Raw genomic sequence first — 15680 nt, forward strand, 5'->3', positions numbered from 1 at the left:
GCGGGCACCGACCTCGCGGGCGGAGTCGTCGGCCAGGCGGCGGCCCTCGCGCAGTCCGGCCAGCAGCGCGTCGTGCGTGCGGGCGGGAGCGCCGACCGCGGCTCCGCCGACGATCGCGGCGGCGAGCACGAGGCGGCGGCGGCGGGGGTGCGGCGTCCGCGGGGCCGGCCCGTCGGGGTGCTCGGCGGGCGACTCCGCAGTCTCGGAGCCGACGGTCGCCGACAGCGGAAGTGCGGTCGCGGGCAGGGGGGCACGCGAGTCGGTCGCCGTCCCGGGATGCGCCGCGCCCGGCTGCGCCATGGACGGCGCGGCGCCGGTCTGCGCGCCGGACCGCGTCGCTCCGGGAGGCGCGTCCTCCGCCTCCAGCTCGCCGAGCCGTCGCAGCGCCTCGCGCCGCTCGTCCCGGTCGGCGCCGTCGTCGCGGGGTCGGGCCGACAGGATCCGCTCGAGATCCCTGCGCTCGTCGTCCTCGGCCTGCACTCCGTCAGTATGGCGGCGCCGGACACGGGAACGGCCCGCGACCCCCGGGACTCCGCCTTTTCAGCGGTGTCCCGGTGGCCGCGGGCCGTTCCGGTGCGGGCGTCAGCCCGACGGGTTCTCGACCGGGTCGCCCTCGGGGTCGGTGGCCGTCTCGGGGTCGACGTGCTCGGGGTCGGTGGTCTGCGGGTCCTCGGGAGTGTTCTTCTCGGTCATCGGATCCTCCTTGTCGCTGGATGCGGAACGTGCGGACAGGTTCCACGCTACGGCGGGAGCTCCGTGGAGCGCGCCCGGTTGACTCCGCCGCCCGGTGTCCGGAACCGAGGTCAGGAGCGGCGGATCCGCCCGAGCGGCCCGTCACGCTGCTTCCGGCCTCGGCTCCGGACGCCGCTCGCCTCAGCCGGCCCCTTCACCTGTGGCAGCCGCGGGCGTCCACCGCAAGGCCTGGCAGCGCTCTGTCGCGATTCGTACGCTGAACCCATCGAGCCGAGGAGCAGCAGCGCCACATGATCCGCACCACCGTCACCATCGAGGGCAAGACCTACGGGCTGTCCCAGGGGACCGACGTCGCCGAGCTGAAGCGGTCGGCGACCGAGGCGACGCAGGCCGGAGGAGGCCTCGTCGACTTCGTGATCGTGGGCAACCGCCAGGTCAGCGTCCTGATCTCGACGGGTGTTCCGGTGATCTTCGAGGAGCTCGAGGTGCCGGACGACGACCGCGACACCGGTGACGTCCACCAGCCGTGGGACGACATCGACTACCTCGACTGACCCCGTCCTCCCGGTCGCGCCGAGTCGCGGCCGGGTCCCAGACGCCTGAGGGGCGCCGCCGGCTGGACCCGGCGTCTCTCGGGCACCTCGTGCCGCGCTACTCCGCGGACTCGCTCTCGGCCAGCTCGCCCTCGACCAGCGTGCGGGCGGCCGAGGCGAGGGCCGAGCGGATGCGCTCCGCCGACTCCTGCAGCATCGCCGCGATCGCGTCGACGTCGTGGCCGCCGGTGTGCCGGAGCAGCCAGGCCTGGCGCTCGAGCGTCGGCAGGGCGTGCAGGCGGCGGTGGAAGCCCGAGCGCAGCAGGTCGTCCTCGCGGATCGCCGACGGGGCCTGCTCGGCGCGCTCCATCGCGGAGCCGCCGCGCTTCACGCTCGCGCGTCCGACCTCGGAGCGCATCAGGTCGAGGGCGCCCGTGTCGTCGAGTCCCTGCGGCCGTCCGCTGCGGACGGTGACCGCCGCGTGACGGAGGGCGGCGCTCGCCGCGGAGTCCGACAGTGTGAGCCGGTAGGCGTACGCGTAGAGGCCGAGGGCGCGGTTCTCGAGGGCGCGGCCGGCGAGCAGCTCGCCCTGCTGCTGCGACTGCGTCATGCCGACGGCGGCGACGGGTCTGTCGTAGGTGGTCACGGTGACTCCTCGGGTCCGCGCGCTCTCGGTCGGGAGACGCGTCGGAGGCGATGCTAGGGAGTCGAGAACGATCGTTCTACCCTTGACATCTCAGATTCTTTTTCGATGCGTGCGCATGGAAGCGCTTTCCCGACAACCGTCCTGGAAAGTGGAAGCGCTCTCACTCCCGAGCGGAGAGGATGCAGAACTCGTTGCCCTCCGGGTCGGCGAGCACGACCCAGGGCTGCTCGCCCTGCCCGACATCGGACCGCGTCGCCCCCAGGCCGACCAGCCGCGCGACCTCCGCCTCCTGGTCGTCCGGCACGAAATCCAGGTGCAGGCGGTTCTTCACGGCCTTGCGCTCGGGTACGTCGAGGAAGAGCAGGCTCGGCCCGCGTCCCGATGGGGCGAGCAGCTCGATGCCGTCCTCGTCCTCGTCCACGACGTCCCAGCCGAGCGCCTCCTGCCACCAGTGCCCGAGGGTCCGGAAGTCGGTGCAGTCGACGATGATCTCTTCGAGTCGGAGGGCCATGCACCGACGCTAATCGGCGCGGGGCGTGTCGGGGAAGTGCGTCCGGCGGGTCCGCGCGGCGCCGCGGCTCCGTCCGGCCGTGTCGTCCGCGGGACGGGTGCCCGTGCCGGTTCGGCACGAGCGCTGGCGGCCGGAGCGGCGGCGCGGCATCCTCGACGCGGGTGCCCCTGCGCCCGGGGACGAGGAGCAGCATGAGCACCGCACGCGAGCAGTGGGAGGCGCGCTACGCCGATTCCGATCGGATCTGGTCGGGCCGCCCGAACGCGACGCTGGTCGGGCTGGTCGGCTCGCTGCCGCCGGGCCGCGCCCTCGACCTCGGCGCCGGTGAGGGGGCGGACGCGCTGTGGCTGGCGTCGCTCGGCTGGCGCGTCACGGGGCTCGACCTCTCCGAGACGGCGCTGGGCCGGGCGCGCGCGGCCGCGGCCGAGCGGGGCGCCGACGTGGACTTCGTGCAGGCCGACCTCGCCGAGGACTGGCCGGTCGTGGGGGAGTTCGATCTGGTGACGGCGAGCTTCCTGCACTCGATGGCCGAGTTCCCGCGGATCGACGTGCTGCGGCGGGCGGCCTCCGTCGTCGCTCCCGGCGGCCGCCTCGCCGTCGTCTCGCACGCCGCGCCCCCGCCGTGGGCGAGCGGCGACGACCACCGCCACGGAGCGATGCACCTCGTCGGCCCCGAGGAGGAGCTCGCCGAGCTGGCCCTCGACCCCGCCGAGTGGACCGCGGAGCTCGTCGAGACGAGGGAGCGCGCCGTGACCGCTCCCGACGGCACGGCAGCCGTGCTCCTGGACGGCGTGCTGCTCCTGCAGAGACGCGGCTGAGCAGGCGCCGCTCGAGGACCCGCGGCCGGGCTAGCGTGGTCCGCGACCCCGACCCCGCAGGAGGCGCCGATGCCGCTCGATCCGTACCTCGCCGCTCGGCTGCCTCTCCTGGCCGGCCTCGCGTATCCGCTCGACGCCGAGCAGGCCGCCCGCATGGCCGCGTTCGAGGAGGATCCGGGGCCCTGGTCGCTGCCGGAGGGGATCGACGTCGTCGCGGAGACGGCGTCCGGCCCGCACGGACCGGTCCCGCTGCGCGTGTACTCGCCCGCCGCGCCCGAGCGCGCTCTGCTCTGGGTGCACGGAGGAGGATTCGCCGCCGGGAGCATCGACATGCGCGAGTCGCACGTCGTCGCGGCGGAGCTCGCGCACCGGGCGCGGGCCCGGGTCGCCTCCGTCGACTACCGGCTCGCCGGCCCCGACGTCCGCTACCCCGTCCCGCTCGACGACGTGCACGCCGCCTGGCGGCACCTCCGCAGCACGGAGTCCGGATCCACGCCCGTCGCGATCGGCGGCGCGAGCGCGGGTGCGGCCCTGGCCCTCGGCGCGGTCCTCCGCGAGCGCGACGCCGGTGCGCGGCTGCCGGAGCACGTGCTCCTGGCCTACCCCTTCGCCCACTTCCCCAACCCCGCCGTCGACGACGCGATCGCGGCCGAGCTGCGCGAGCTGCCGCCCGTCCTCCGCTTTCCTCCGTCGAGCATCGAGGGCATGGTGCGCACCTACCTCGGGCGGATCTCCGACCTCCCCGTCGAGGCGCTGCCCGGCTCCGCGCCGCTGGCGGGTCTGCCTCCGGTCACGGTCCTCGTGAACGAGTACGACGAGCTGCGGGGGTCAGCGGAGCTGCTCCTGCGCCAGCTCGCGGAGGCGGACGTCGCCGTGACCGGGCACCTGGCCGCCGGCATGCCCCACGGGCACCTCAATCGGACGCCGGCGCTGCCCGAGGTCGACCGCTCGCTGCATCTCTTCGCGGCTCAGCTGCGCGCGATGGGCTGAGGCGCCCGGCCTCGTCCCGTCCGCTCCGCCCCGCTCAGCTCAGGCGCGGTCCGCACCGTCCCGCTCAGGCGCGGTCGTGCAGGGTGACGCGGTAGCCGTCCGGGTCGGCGAAGGTGAAGGTGCGCCCGAACGGGCCGTCGATGGGAGCCGCGACGACGGGGTGCCCGTCGGCGACGAGCGCGTCGTGGATCTCCTGCACGCCGGTCGCGTGCAGCCAGATCGCGGCGCCCACACCGGGGCGGGAGGCGGAGTCGAGGTCGGTGCCGGGCGCGAGGTCGCGCAGGGCGAAGGCGATCGGAGTCGTCGCGAAGACGACGGCGTGCGGCGGGCCGGCGGGCGAGCGGACCAGGCCGAGGTACTGCTCGTAGAACGCCTGGGACGCCGCGAGGTCGCGGACCTGGAGCGAGACGAAGTCGGGGCCGGTGACGGGCATGGGGTTCCTCCTCGGTTGTGTCAGATTTCTGACACACGGGAGCGTATGTCAGAATACTGACATGAGTCAAGACGGCATCGACCTCGAGACCTCGCTCGGCTACCTCCTCAAGGAGGCGTCGAGCGCCCTGCGCGCGGCGATGGAGGCCGTGCTCCGCCCGCTCGGGATGACGGTCACCCACTACTCCTGCCTCGAGCTCCTCGCCCAGCGGCCGGGCCTCTCGAACTCGGAGCTCGCGCGGGGCGCCTTCGTCACCCGGCAGTCGATGAACGTCCTGCTGCAGACTCTGGAGCGCGACGGCGTCGTCACCCGCCCCGACGCTGCTCCGGTCGGCAAGGCGCTCCCCGCCAGGCTCACCGAGCGCGGACGCCGGAGCCTGGCCGAGGCGTCCGCCGCCGTCCGCGGGGTGGAGCTGCGGATGCTGGAGGGGCTCGCGGAGGAGGAGCGGCAGGCGGCGGCGCGCCTGCTCCGCGGCATGATCCGGTCGCTGCGCGCGGACGACCGCGCCTGAGGCCGCGCTGTTCCGCCGTCTGTAGGAACGGGCGCCGCGCGCTCGCCGGTACGGTCGCGCTCATGGCAGCAGGAGGAGCGGTGCGCCCGCTCGACGTCGGGATCGTCGGCGGCTCGATCGGCGGACTGTTCGCCGCGGCCCTGCTCGTCCGCGACGGGCACCGCGTGACGGTCCTCGAGCGGTCGGCGACGGGCCTGTCGCTGCGGGGCGCCGGGCTGGTGGCCCAGCAGGACCTGATCGACCTCCTGCACGCGATCGGCCGCGACGACGAGGCGCGGGTCGGCGTCGTCGCGCACGAGGGGATCACCCTCGACCGCTCCGGGCGCGTGATCGGCCGCGACCCCTCCCCGCAGACGCAGGTGTCGTGGGACCACCTCTACGACACGCTCCGCTCGCGGATCCCCGCCGACCGCTACCTCCTCGGTCACGCCGTCGCCGGGGTGCGCCCCTCGGACGGGACGGACCCGGTCGTCGTCGAGCTGCGCGACGGGAGCGGCCTGGAGTTCGACGTCGTCATCGGAGCCGACGGCCTCGGATCCGTCGTGCGCGCGGCGGTCGCGCCCGAGGCGCCGGGGAACCGCTACGCCGGCTACTCGACCTGGCGCGGGCTGATCCCGGAGTCGGCGCTCCCCGCCGAGGCCGCGGCGACTCTGCTCGGACGCTTCGCCTTCTACACCGCGCCCGGCGAGCACATCCTCGGCTACCTCGTCCCCGGACCCGCCGGCGAGGTGGAGCCCGGCCGCCGGCGCTACAACTGGGTCTGGTACCGGCCCCTCTCGGAGGAGGCCCTCCGCGGAGTGATGACGGCGTCCGGCCGTGCGTCGGAGAGCGTGTCCCTCGCGCCCGGCGATCTCGCCCACGATCTCCGCCGCCGGCTCGATAAGGACGCGGTCGACCGCCTGCCGCCGCCCTTCGCGGCTGCCGTCCTGGCCGAGTCGCAGCCCTTCCTGCAGGCGATCGTCGACTACGTCCCGCCGCGGACGGTCCGCGGCCGGGTCGCCCTCCTCGGTGACGCCGCCGTGACGGTGCGGCCGCACACGGCCATGGGCGCGGCCAAGGCGGCGGGCGACGCGCTGGCCCTCGCCGCCTCCCTCGCGCGGCACCCGGTCGACGAGGCACTCGAGCGCTACGAGGCCGAGCGGCTCCCCGTCGGCCGCGCCATCGCCGAGTACGGCAGGCACCTGGGCCGCTCGATCCCGCTGCTGTCCGAGTGACCGCAGCAGCATGCGCCCGGCCGAACCCGGATCGACGGCGCGAGCCGATCCTCGGTCGGAGCGGACATGGCTCGCGCTCGCCCTTCAGCGTGCAGGGTCCGATGCGCTGCCCGGCGGCGACTCGAAGGGAAGCTGGAACGGGGGTTCGCAGCATCGCATGGTCGCCACCACGTGGCGCCGGCGCGGACGATTGCAGTCGATAGCGATGAATTAGGTTTCGGCTAGAGGTGACTATCATCGGCTAGATGTTGCCTGAGCAGAACCCCTACAGCCCTGGATCCGGTCGGCGGCCGCCCGAGCTCGTTGGTCGGACTGGCGAGCTCGAAGCGTTCGACACGATCCGCGCTCGTGTCACGCATGGAATGAGCGATCGCGGCATCGTCCTCACGGGCCTCCGCGGCGTCGGCAAGACGGTGCTGTTGAACGAGATGCACCGCATGGCGGAGTCGTTCGAGTGGCTCACGGTGCGCCTCGAGGCGCGTCGGGATGAAGGCGGCGCGCGGGCCGTACGGCGTGCCCTGGCTCGAGAGCTCGTCGTGTCCGCTCGCAAGCTCACCCGCTCGAAGCCGACGGCGCTGATGCGAGAAGCGCTCGGCACGATCTCCTCGTTCAATGCGAAGGTCGGTGCAACGGGGATCGAACTCGGAGTCGCACTCAACGACGGACGTGCCGACTCCGGCGACGCTGAAGTCGACCTCCTCGAGCTCGTCGAAGACGTTTCCACCGCTCTGGGGGAGCGTCGTCGTGCCTTCGGTGTGTTCGTCGATGAGATGCAGGACCTCGATGCGGAGACGATGGGTGCGCTCATCGCCGCTCAGCATGCGGCGAACCAGCGGGAGTGGCCGTTCTACATCATCGCCGCCGGCCTCCCGAATCTCCCCCGTGTCCTCACGGAGACGCGTTCGTACGCCGAGCGCCTCTTCAACTATCGACAGATAGGCACCTTCTCTCGCGATGATGCGGCGCACGCTCTCCGAGAGCCCGCGGAGCGGCTCGGCGCTGAGTTCGCTCCCGATGCGCTCGAGATTCTCCTCGAAGCCGCAGGCGGCTACCCGTACTTCATTCAGGAGTACGGGCAGGCCGCATGGAACCTCTCCAGTCGTCTTGTCACTCTGGCCGACGCCACGGCAGCAGTGCAGTACGGGACCGAACAGCTCGATGCCGGATTCTTCCGCTCACGATGGCAGCGAGCCACGCGCTCAGAGCGACGAATGCTCCGCGCCATGGCAGCCGACGGTGAGGGACCCTCCTCCACCGCTCTCGTCACGCAGCGAATGGGTATCCCGACAACCAGCCTCGGGCCCTACCGTGCCGCGCTCATCAGCAAAGGACTGGTCTACTCACCCGAGCACGGCCAGATCGCCTTCACGGTCCCCGGCATGGCTGGATACGTCGACCGCCACCACGAGGACCTCGACGACGGGAGCCCGAGCGTCTGAAGTCGACCAGACGTCTCCTCTCTCAAGGGCTCGGAGTCCGGTCGCGTACGGGACGTCGCAGAACAGTAGGCCTGGGGAGGCATCAAGACGGAGAACCAGGGACGGCCCTGATCTTCCGGCTGGTCTCCTCAGGTGAGCCGAGGTCCGTGCCCGTCACGAGTTCATCCGCCGCCCCCGCCTGGCCGCTCCCCGCCGTCCGCCGCGCGTCCCTTGCTCCTCGACCGCGGAGACGGCACCCTCGGGTGACGGCCCACGGCGAAGGAGACGCATGGACGACGACGGACTCCTGGCTGCGCTGCTGCGGGGACGGCCGGCGACGCTGGCCGACGCGGCGGAGCTGACCCACATCGACGAGGCCGAGGTCGCTGCGGCGATCGAGCGGCTCCGCGGCCGGGGGCTCATGGGCGGCGAGGGCGAGCAGCTCGACTTCCCGGCGCCGATGGAGTGGGCGGCCGCGGCCATCGCCCGGCACACGGAGTCGGCGCGGCGAGCGGGCAGGGAGTCCCTGGACGGGATCGAGCGCGTCGTCGCGGGCCTGCCGATGCTGCTCGGCGCCTGGCGGGTCGGCGAGGACACGTCGGATCCCGTGCCGACCCTCCTCCGCCACGGGCCGCACGCCTCCGAGGACCTCTGGTTCGACCTGGTGCGCCGCGACTCCGGCTCGCTCGTGGCGGTGCTCCCGAACGTGGAGCGTTTCCTCGACCCGCCGACGGAGCGGGCGATCCGCTTCGGGCACGCGCTCGCGGCGAAGGACCGGGTGCGCGTCATCATGCCGGCCGCCGGCGCGCGCGACCCGCGGGTGCTCGCCCGGGTGGAGGCGTACCAGGCGGCGGGCGTCGAGTACCGGCTCCTCGAGAGCCCGCCGAGCTGGTTCTGGGTCGACGGCGACCACCTCGCCGTCCCGTTCGAGTGGGGCGAGACGAAGCCGACCAGCGTGCTCGGCGTGCGCCATGCGGCGCTGGCCGGGCTGGTCGAGTCGTACTTCGAGGTCCTGTGGCGGCAGGCCGCTCCGATCGGCGCCGTCGACCAGAGCTGGCTGCCGCTGCTCCGGCTGATGCGCCAGGGCGTCACGCTCGAGACCGCGTCGCACCGGCTCGGCATGAATCCGCGGACCGGCCGCCGCCGCGTGGCCGCCGCGATGGAGCACTACGGAGTGGCGACGCTCTTCGCGCTCGGCACGGCGTGGGCGGCGGACTCGCGCACCCGCGACGGCGACGCCGGTGCCGGGGAGCCGGTGCTCGATGATCCGGAGGCGCTCGAGCCGGGAGCGCTGGACGACGGCGAGATCGACCTCGCCGAGACGGTGCCGCGCGATTGAGCTCCCGCGGGACCGAGCCGTGCGGCCGACCCCTCGACGCCTTCGGGTGGCCCTGAGGAGTCGGCCGATGCGCCCGCCCGGGCACCCCTCCAGTGTCCGGACGTGACCACGGCGGGGACAAGAGCCTGTAGCGGACACGTCCGGAAGAGGACATCGCACCCGGGAACGGATCGCCGGCGCTGCCGCTCCGGGGTGGGCGCGTGCCAGGCTTGCCGCATGGATCTCGAGGTGCGGCCGGGGCTCGTCGTCCCCACATCGGAGCTGCAGTGGCGGTTCTCGCGCTCCTCCGGGCCCGGCGGGCAGCACGTGAACACCTCCGACAGCCGCGTGCAGCTCACCTGGAGCGTCGAGGAGTCGACGGCCCTCTCGGACGAGCAGCGCTCGCGCCTGCTCGAGCGCCTCGGGAGGCGGCTCGTCTCCGGGGCGGTCACCGTCACGGTGGCGCAGGAGCGCTCGCAGCTGCGCAACCGCGAGACGGCCCTCGAGCTGCTCCGCGGGATCATCACCGCGGCCCTCGCGCCGCCCTCCGCCCCGCGGCGCCCGACCCGGCCCACGCGCGGCTCCACCCGCCGGCGGCTCGCCGCGAAGCAGCAGCGCTCCGAGACGAAGCAGCAGCGCCGGCGGCCGCCCGGCGACTGAGCGGAGCCGCGGGGCCCGCCTGGCGGTTGCGCGGGGTCGCAGGGTCCGCCCGCACACTGCGCGGCGCCGCGGACCCCGATCGCGCCCGACCCGGCTCAGGGAGTGAAGAACGCCTCGATCGCCGCGGTCAGGGCGACCAGGTCGTCCACGTGGGCGAGCTCGCGCGCCGAGTGCATCGAGAGCAGCGGCACTCCCACGTCGACCGTGGAGATGCCGAGCCGGGTCGCGGTCAGCGGGCCGATCGTGGATCCGCACGGCACCGAGTTGTTCGAGACGAACTCCTGGTACCCGACCCCGGCGCGCTCGCAGACGCCCGCCCACAGCGCCGCGCCGCGCGCATCCGTCGCGTAGCGCTGCGTCGCGTTGATCTTGAGCAGCGGCCCCTTCCCGGCGACCGGCTGGTTCGACGGGTCGTGCTTCTCGGAGTAGTTGGGGTGCACGGAGTGGCCGGCGTCGGCCGACAGGCACCAGGAGGCGGCGATCGCCCGGGCGCGCTCGTCGACGCCGGCGCCGAGGGCCGTGCCGATGCGCGAGAGGACGTCCTCGAGGAACGGCCCGCTCGCTCCGGAACGGCTCGCCGAGCCGAGCTCCTCGTGGTCGAAGGCGGCGAGCACGCTGATGTGCGCGGGCGGCGCCGCGGGATCGGCGCTCGCCGCGAGGAGTGCGACGAGGCCGGCGTGCACGGAGCTGAGGTCGTCCATCCGCCCGGCGGCGAGGAACATCTCGTCGAGGCCGAAGCGGCGCGGCGCCTGCGTGTCGGCGGTGAGCAGGTCGTAGCCGGCGATGTCGGAGGCGTCGTCGAGCCCGGCGTGCGCGGCGAGCAGCTGGAGCAGGTCGACCTCGGAGGCGTCGCCGACGCCGAACACGGGGACGGTGTGCTTCTGGCGGTCGAGGGTGAGTCCCTCGTTCGCCGTGCGGTCGAGGTGGATCGCGAGCTGCGGGATGCGCAGCAGCGGGCCGGTCCGGAGCAGGCGCGTCGAGCCGTCGCGGGTGACCACGCGCCCGGCCAGCTCGAGCTCGCGGTCGAGCCAGGAGTTGAGCAGCGGGCCGCCGTAGATCTCGACGCCGGCCTGCAGCCAGCCCTTCGAGCCGATCGTCGGCCGGGGCTTGAGCATGAAGCCGGGGGAGTCGGTGTGGGCGCCCAGGATGCGGAAGGGCGTGGTCGCCCCGGAGCCCTCGGGCAGGTGCCAGGCGATGATCGCGCCGTCGCGGACGACGTAGTACCGGCCGGGCCCCGCGGGCCACGCCTGCGTCTCGTCCAGCCCCGTGAATCCGGCTCCCTCGAGGCGCCGTGCCGCCTCGGCGGCCGCGTGGTACGAGGAGGGGGAGGCGGTCAGGAACTCGGCGAAGTCGGCGATGTGGTCGTCACGCGTGGTCATCCCTCCAGTGAAGCACGCGGCGCGGCCGGGACGGGGAGGGTGCCGGGGGAGCCCCTGCGGCGGCCGTCACGGCCGGGCAGGGGCACCCCGGGGCGGAGGGTCAGCGCCGGGTCAGGTCGACGTCGGCCTCCGCGGCGATCGCCTTGATCAGCGCCGAGGCGTTCTCCCCGCCGAAGCCGGCGGCCATCGCCTCGTCGATGTAGTGGCGGGCCGTCGCGACGCCGGGGACGGGCGCACCGACGCTGTCCGCGTAGGTCTGGATCAGCCCCGCGTCCTTCTGCATCAGCGCGAGGGCGAAGGACGGCGAGTAGTCGCCGGCGACAGCCTGCTCGACCCGCTGCGGGCGTCGCACTTCCCCGTTCGAGTCCGCGACGGCCGAGGACGCGGTCATCACGGACGCGGAGTTCAAGTCAGTTGCCGCGGATCTGATGAACATCCGCAGCGCGATCGGGTACGTCTCGAGCAACCTCAACCAGCTCGCCCCTCGGTGGCGCCAGCGGGCGAGGGCTGATGCGCAGAAGTTGTGCGCGGGAAGAGGTGCTGAACCGCTCGTCGCCGCGTGAGGAGGGGGCGACGAGCGGTTCAGCGCTGGTCTTTCGGGTGTCGTTAGCGCACGACTCCGTCGATCTCGAAGCTGTCGAAGCTGCCGGCGAGGTACGGGTCGGGGAACTGCGACTTGCCGAGGAAGTTGCCGCTGGTGCGGCCTAGGTCCTTCGGAGCGAGCGGCATGGCGGTGTTCTGCCCGACCTGCACTCCGTTGGCGAAGATCGTTCCCGTCGTCGTGCCGTTCGTATTCGCCTTGAAGGTCACCTTGATGTCGGTCCACTGCCCAGCGGGCATCGTGAAGTTCGTCGAGATCCGTGTCTCCGCTCCATTACCGGAGGTCGTGAGGGCGAGCCCTAGCTTCCCGTCAGTCGACTTCGGCGTGAGGAACACGTACTTCTGGGTGCTGCTGCCGAAGTCGAACAGCCGGCTGAAGGTGGAGATCGAATCGACCTTCACCCTCATCGAGATGGTCAGGTCCTTCGAGCGTGACAGGATGTCCGACGGCAGCTGGGCGAAGGCCCCGTCGCTTCCGTTCAGCCGCAGCACGCTCGCCGTGCCGTCGGTGGCGGTTACCGCCGTCCCCTTGAGCGCGAGCGCGTTGCCGTTGCCGGAGGCGTCGGGGACGGTGCCGTTCGACGATGAGTCGAAGGTGTAGGTCACCCAGTCGGCCGGGAGCGGCTGCAGGGCTTGAACGGTCACGGACACCGTGTCGGTGGTCGCAAGGACGCCGTCGCTTGCCCGGAGTGCGAACACGTAGCTGCCGGCGGTACTCACCGACGCAGACGTGCGGCGAGCAGTCGGCGACGCGAAGGTCGCGGTGGCACCGGCAGGAGCAGACTGCACGCTCCACTGCGTCGTCAGGGTTCCGTTCGGCGAGCCGAGTCCGTCGTCGGAGGCGGATCCGCTGAGCTGGATCGGATCGAGTCCGAGGGACAGCCCGGCCTGGTCGGGTCCGGCGTTGACGGTCGGCGCCGCATTCGCGGCCGGGGCGGTCGAGACCAGGTGGACGATGTACGTGCTGCCGGCGGGCGCATCGAACGGGACGCGGACCGGCGCGGGAAGCGTTCCCGCGAGAGAGGCGGGCCGGTAGACGTTGACGGTGCGCTGGCGCACGCCGTTCACGATGACCGCGTAGCTGCCCTGCGCGAGGCCGCTGACCTCCGCGATGCCGGAGTGTGCGGTGCCGGTGCGGTTGAGCATGTCCAGGCGCAGGTCGGCGCTGTTCGAGCCGACGATCGCCTGCGAGTAGGCGTCGTTCTCGAGGTCGACCGACAGCTGCTGGGTCACCAGGTTGAGGCGGCGCTGCAGGCCGTCCTTCGGGATGACGGTGGTGGAGTAGGCGTCCCGCGAGACGTCCGCTCCGTATCCGACGACTCCGAAGATCGGGTCATCGGTGACGACGTCGGCGCTGAGGGTCTGCAGGGTGCCCCACAGTCCGAGATCGCTCTCGCCGGTCATGCCCCGCCAGCCGTTGTTCAGCTTGACGTTCGCGCCTCCGCCGACCCCGAGGGTGCCGAGGTTGCCGCGCTCGGCCTGATACGACCACGATGCGGCTCCGATGTTGGCCGGCGCGTTGCTGATCTGGCCGGAGTTGATGGTCGCGAGTCCTGCGACCTTGCCGGCGTAGTTCAGGCGCTGCAGCTCGGCGCGGCGCGCGGCGGTGATGGCCGTGGTTCCGGTCTCGAGTGCTGCGGTGTGGTTGATGTAGTCGTCCATCGTGTAGCCGGCGAGGGAGGCGCTGTACTGGAACTGCCACCAGTTCTCGCCCGTGATGGTGGTGGGGTCGGAGTACCAGTACCAGACGGGCATGCGTCCGCGGGCGGCCTCCGTCTTGGCGACGATGTCGCGCATGACGCGCAGGGCGTTCGTCTTGTCGTCGTTCACATTGAGCTTGGCGAGGGTGTAGACCGCCTCCTCCCCCGTGTTGTCGTAGCTGTACTCGGAGCCGTAGGGGTAGGCGTTGGAGGAGAAGTCGGCGTACTTGATCGCCATCTTCGCTTCGATGTCGTTGGCCTGCGTGTCCAGTCCCTCGGCGCGCAATGCGGCGATGAGATCGGGTGTCGAGAGCTCACCCATGAGTCCGGTCTCCCAGTTGTAGGCGACGGGTCCCTCGTAGAGCTCCTTGAAGATCCCGTAGGCCGTCGTCAGGTACCACTGAGCGGGGTGGGCGTAGGCGATCGCGGAGGGGTTCTGCTTGGCGATGTTGTACATGCCGAAGAACGTGTTGTAGACGTGCGGGTAGGCGTAGCCGCGGTAGCCGGGCGTGGTGTTCAGGCTGCCGGGCTTCCCCTGCTCCCAGAAGTCGTAGACGGTGTACTTCGGCGCGGCGCTGGGCGACGTGTTCCCCATCAGGTTCTCCCAGACGGCCTTCTGGAGGTAGTCGTCGAGGGCCTTGATCTGGGTGGCGTCGGGCAGGGCGACGAGCTTCTCCGCGAGGAACTGGCCGTGCGGGAGTCCCCAGTCGTCGCCGAGCCCGTAGTAGCCGGCGTACTCGTTGCGGCGGCCCTGAGGGGCGTTCGTCGTGGTGGCGAGGCTGCCGTCGGGGGCGTTCATCATCCAGTCGTCGAAGGTGTAGTTGCGGATGTCGCTCGCGGAGAGTCCGTCGGACGGCTTCCACTGGGTCTTCTCGACCATGAACTTCGCATGCGTGTCGAGGAGTCCCGCGACACTGTCGATCACGGAGAACTGGAGGACGGACTGCCGCGCGGCGCCGGTCTGGTCCGTGTACGAGACGGTGACGTCGTTGGCGCCCAGCTGCGTGCGGTCGAAGGTCATCCCGTAGATCCGGTAGTCGCCGTTGCTCCGGGAGAACGTCACGACGGGGTTCGTGGGCGCTGACCCCTTGAGGTCGTTGCGGTTGCGCGCGGTGACTGACGTGATGGTGCCCTTGATCCGGAACGCCATCTCTGCGCGCCGGTCGATGGGCACGATGAGTCCGGGGACGACCGTGGTGTCGAGCAGCCCTCGATCGAACATCGTCTGCTTGAGTGCTGCGTCGTCATCGACCTTGCCGATGCGATAGGTGTAGCTCTTCGTCGCGCCCGGCGCGATGGCGACACTGGTGGAGCTGAGGTAGCCGCGGTTGGTCTTCTGGATCGCGGTGGAGTGCGGGTAGTAGATGTTGAGGCCCTTGATGTTCGAGCTCTCGTTCGCCGAGTTCCAGGCCCAGGAGGTGTTGCCGACTTCCTCGGTGCGCCAGCGGTCCTGGTACTCGAAGCCGGAGCCGGATGCGGTGTCGGCGGTCATGGCGATGAACGGGCCCTGGCCGCTGGGACGCTCGAGAGTGACGTAGGAGCCGTTCTTACCCACGTAGGAGTGTGTGAGGACCCGGGTCTCGTAGATCGAGTCGCCCTGCCTCCATAGCTCGTTGCCGGGAACGGGGACACCCCAGTCGCCGATGACGAGCTGCGTGGCCGCGGTGTTCTTGACGTCCTGCTTCCAGACCAGGGAGCCGTCGGAGGCGAGAGAGTACGTCTCGGTGACGGTGAAGCCCTTCACGCCTTCCGCGTTGGTGGAGTTCTGGTGGGTGACCGTCACACTGCTCGACGTCGCCGAGACGGTGCGGCCGTCGGCCGACTGGGAGGTCCACGCGGTCTTCCAGGGGTTCGCGCCGACACCGGTGGTCGACACTGCTCCCGTGCCGTTCGCGTAGGAGAACATCAGGTTCCCGAACCACTGGCGGTACTTGCTGTTCGTCTCGCGAGCCTGCTCCGGAGCGCTGTCCGGGTTCATCAGGTATTCGGTGTCGTGTAGGTCGCCGACGATCTTGAGCGACTGCATCGACCCGTCCGCGGCGAAGCTCGCGCGGATCTTGTCGGAGGCGAGCGTGTAGGGGTAGCTGGTGGCGGCGTCGGCGGTCTGGCCGACCACCACCGATCCTGCTGCGGCGATGACGCCGATCGTGAGTGCCGCGAGCAGCCGAGAGGCTCTGCGTGAGAGGAGGGACATGTCCTGCCTTCTTCGTCGAAGTGCGGATGCGGTGACCGGCGGCCGCCGCAGAGGAGCGAGGA

At 71.9% G+C, this 15680-nt stretch carries 14 protein-coding genes and 1 pseudogene; 8 read left to right on the top strand and 7 right to left on the bottom strand.

All coding sequences use genetic code 11. The annotated features are described in order from the left end of the window. Positions 1-480, bottom strand: a pseudogene (locus C5C50_RS13780) (hypothetical protein); the annotation flags it as partial. Positions 481-983: 503 nt separating this feature from the next. Here C5C50_RS13780 and C5C50_RS13785 point away from each other — a divergent pair. Beyond that, complete coding sequence (locus C5C50_RS13785) at positions 984-1247, top strand: hypothetical protein (protein ID WP_104224053.1); 264 nt, start codon at positions 984-986, stop codon at positions 1245-1247. A gap of 97 nt (positions 1248-1344) precedes the next feature. On the opposite strand, the gene C5C50_RS13790 is transcribed toward C5C50_RS13785, so the two are convergent. After that, positions 1345-1872 carry a sigma-70 family RNA polymerase sigma factor gene (locus C5C50_RS13790; protein WP_104273693.1) on the bottom strand — a complete coding sequence of 176 codons (528 nt, stop codon included), beginning with the start codon at positions 1870-1872 and terminating at the stop codon, positions 1345-1347. Between the two features lie 160 nt (positions 1873-2032). Then, positions 2033-2383 carry a VOC family protein gene (locus C5C50_RS13795; protein WP_104273694.1) on the bottom strand — a complete coding sequence of 117 codons (351 nt, stop codon included), beginning with the start codon at positions 2381-2383 and terminating at the stop codon, positions 2033-2035. Positions 2384-2574: 191 nt separating this feature from the next. On the opposite strand from C5C50_RS13795, the gene C5C50_RS13800 reads away from it, so the two are divergent. Together C5C50_RS13800 and C5C50_RS13805 are read left to right on the top strand one after the other, a co-directional pair. Continuing rightward, positions 2575-3201, top strand: coding sequence for a class I SAM-dependent methyltransferase (locus C5C50_RS13800; RefSeq protein WP_104238133.1), 627 nt, complete (start codon positions 2575-2577; stop codon positions 3199-3201). Between the two features lie 69 nt (positions 3202-3270). Further along, positions 3271-4191 carry an alpha/beta hydrolase fold domain-containing protein gene (locus tag C5C50_RS13805; RefSeq protein ID WP_104273695.1) on the top strand — a complete coding sequence of 307 codons (921 nt, stop codon included), beginning with the start codon at positions 3271-3273 and terminating at the stop codon, positions 4189-4191. 64 nt (positions 4192-4255) lie between these two features. On the opposite strand, the gene C5C50_RS13810 is transcribed toward C5C50_RS13805, so the two are convergent. Beyond that, complete coding sequence (locus tag C5C50_RS13810) at positions 4256-4624, bottom strand: VOC family protein (protein WP_104273696.1); 369 nt, start codon at positions 4622-4624, stop codon at positions 4256-4258. 61 nt (positions 4625-4685) lie between these two features. Here C5C50_RS13810 and C5C50_RS13815 point away from each other — a divergent pair, with 61 nt between their 5' ends. The 5 genes from C5C50_RS13815 (at position 4686) to arfB (ending at position 9745) form a co-directional block, all read left to right on the top strand. Continuing rightward, the gene (locus C5C50_RS13815; protein ID WP_104225858.1) at positions 4686-5135 is read left to right on the top strand and encodes a MarR family winged helix-turn-helix transcriptional regulator; all 450 of its coding nucleotides are present in this window, start codon (positions 4686-4688) and stop codon (positions 5133-5135) included. Positions 5136-5197: 62 nt separating this feature from the next. Next, positions 5198-6349 (top strand): FAD-dependent monooxygenase, encoded by a 1152-nt coding sequence (locus C5C50_RS13820; protein ID WP_219814103.1) that lies wholly within the window; start codon positions 5198-5200, stop codon positions 6347-6349. A gap of 245 nt (positions 6350-6594) precedes the next feature. Continuing rightward, on the top strand, positions 6595-7788 hold the full coding sequence (locus tag C5C50_RS13825) for an ATP-binding protein (protein WP_104225860.1): 1194 nt from the start codon (positions 6595-6597) through the stop codon (positions 7786-7788). A gap of 268 nt (positions 7789-8056) precedes the next feature. Beyond that, positions 8057-9106, top strand: a complete 1050-nt coding sequence (locus tag C5C50_RS13830; protein WP_104225861.1) for a hypothetical protein — start codon at positions 8057-8059, stop codon at positions 9104-9106. A gap of 216 nt (positions 9107-9322) precedes the next feature. Further along, entirely contained in the window at positions 9323-9745 is a 423-nt protein-coding gene (gene arfB, locus C5C50_RS13835) for an alternative ribosome rescue aminoacyl-tRNA hydrolase ArfB (protein WP_104273698.1), read from the top strand. Positions 9746-9840: 95 nt separating this feature from the next. Here arfB and C5C50_RS13840 read toward each other — a convergent pair whose 3' ends face one another. From C5C50_RS13840 to C5C50_RS13850, 3 genes are all read right to left on the bottom strand, one after another. Then, the gene (locus tag C5C50_RS13840; protein WP_104273699.1) at positions 9841-11124 is read right to left on the bottom strand and encodes a M18 family aminopeptidase; all 1284 of its coding nucleotides are present in this window, start codon (positions 11122-11124) and stop codon (positions 9841-9843) included. A 100-nt stretch (positions 11125-11224) separates the two neighbouring features. Continuing rightward, a complete protein-coding gene (locus C5C50_RS13845) occupies positions 11225-11476 on the bottom strand; it encodes an NAD-binding protein (protein ID WP_181133939.1) in 252 nt (83 codons plus the stop codon). A gap of 254 nt (positions 11477-11730) precedes the next feature. Next, positions 11731-15618, bottom strand: a complete 3888-nt coding sequence (locus C5C50_RS13850) for a DUF5695 domain-containing protein (protein WP_104273701.1) — start codon at positions 15616-15618, stop codon at positions 11731-11733. Between the last annotated feature and the right edge of the window lie 62 nt (positions 15619-15680).

The organism is Rathayibacter sp. AY1D9, assembly GCF_002932395.1.
Classification (GTDB): Bacteria; Actinomycetota; Actinomycetes; order Actinomycetales; family Microbacteriaceae; genus Rathayibacter.

What these genes read in the sequence shown, in the direction of transcription:
- C5C50_RS13785 (WP_104224053.1), top strand. Translation starts at nt 984, where the DNA reads ATGATCCGCACCACCGTCACCATCGAGGGCAAGACCTACGGGCTGTCC.
- C5C50_RS13795 (WP_104273694.1), bottom strand. Translation starts at nt 2,383, where the DNA reads ATGGCCCTCCGACTCGAAGAGATCATCGTCGACTGCACCGACTTCCGG.
- C5C50_RS13800 (WP_104238133.1), top strand. Translation starts at nt 2,575, where the DNA reads ATGAGCACCGCACGCGAGCAGTGGGAGGCGCGCTACGCCGATTCCGAT.
- C5C50_RS13805 (WP_104273695.1), top strand. Translation starts at nt 3,271, where the DNA reads ATGCCGCTCGATCCGTACCTCGCCGCTCGGCTGCCTCTCCTGGCCGGC.
- C5C50_RS13810 (WP_104273696.1), bottom strand. Translation starts at nt 4,624, where the DNA reads ATGCCCGTCACCGGCCCCGACTTCGTCTCGCTCCAGGTCCGCGACCTC.
- C5C50_RS13815 (WP_104225858.1), top strand. Translation starts at nt 4,686, where the DNA reads ATGAGTCAAGACGGCATCGACCTCGAGACCTCGCTCGGCTACCTCCTC.
- C5C50_RS13820 (WP_219814103.1), top strand. Translation starts at nt 5,198, where the DNA reads ATGGCAGCAGGAGGAGCGGTGCGCCCGCTCGACGTCGGGATCGTCGGC.
- C5C50_RS13825 (WP_104225860.1), top strand. Translation starts at nt 6,595, where the DNA reads ATGTTGCCTGAGCAGAACCCCTACAGCCCTGGATCCGGTCGGCGGCCG.
- C5C50_RS13830 (WP_104225861.1), top strand. Translation starts at nt 8,057, where the DNA reads ATGGACGACGACGGACTCCTGGCTGCGCTGCTGCGGGGACGGCCGGCG.
- arfB (WP_104273698.1), top strand. Translation starts at nt 9,323, where the DNA reads ATGGATCTCGAGGTGCGGCCGGGGCTCGTCGTCCCCACATCGGAGCTG.
- C5C50_RS13840 (WP_104273699.1), bottom strand. Translation starts at nt 11,124, where the DNA reads ATGACCACGCGTGACGACCACATCGCCGACTTCGCCGAGTTCCTGACC.
- C5C50_RS13850 (WP_104273701.1), bottom strand. Translation starts at nt 15,618, where the DNA reads ATGTCCCTCCTCTCACGCAGAGCCTCTCGGCTGCTCGCGGCACTCACG.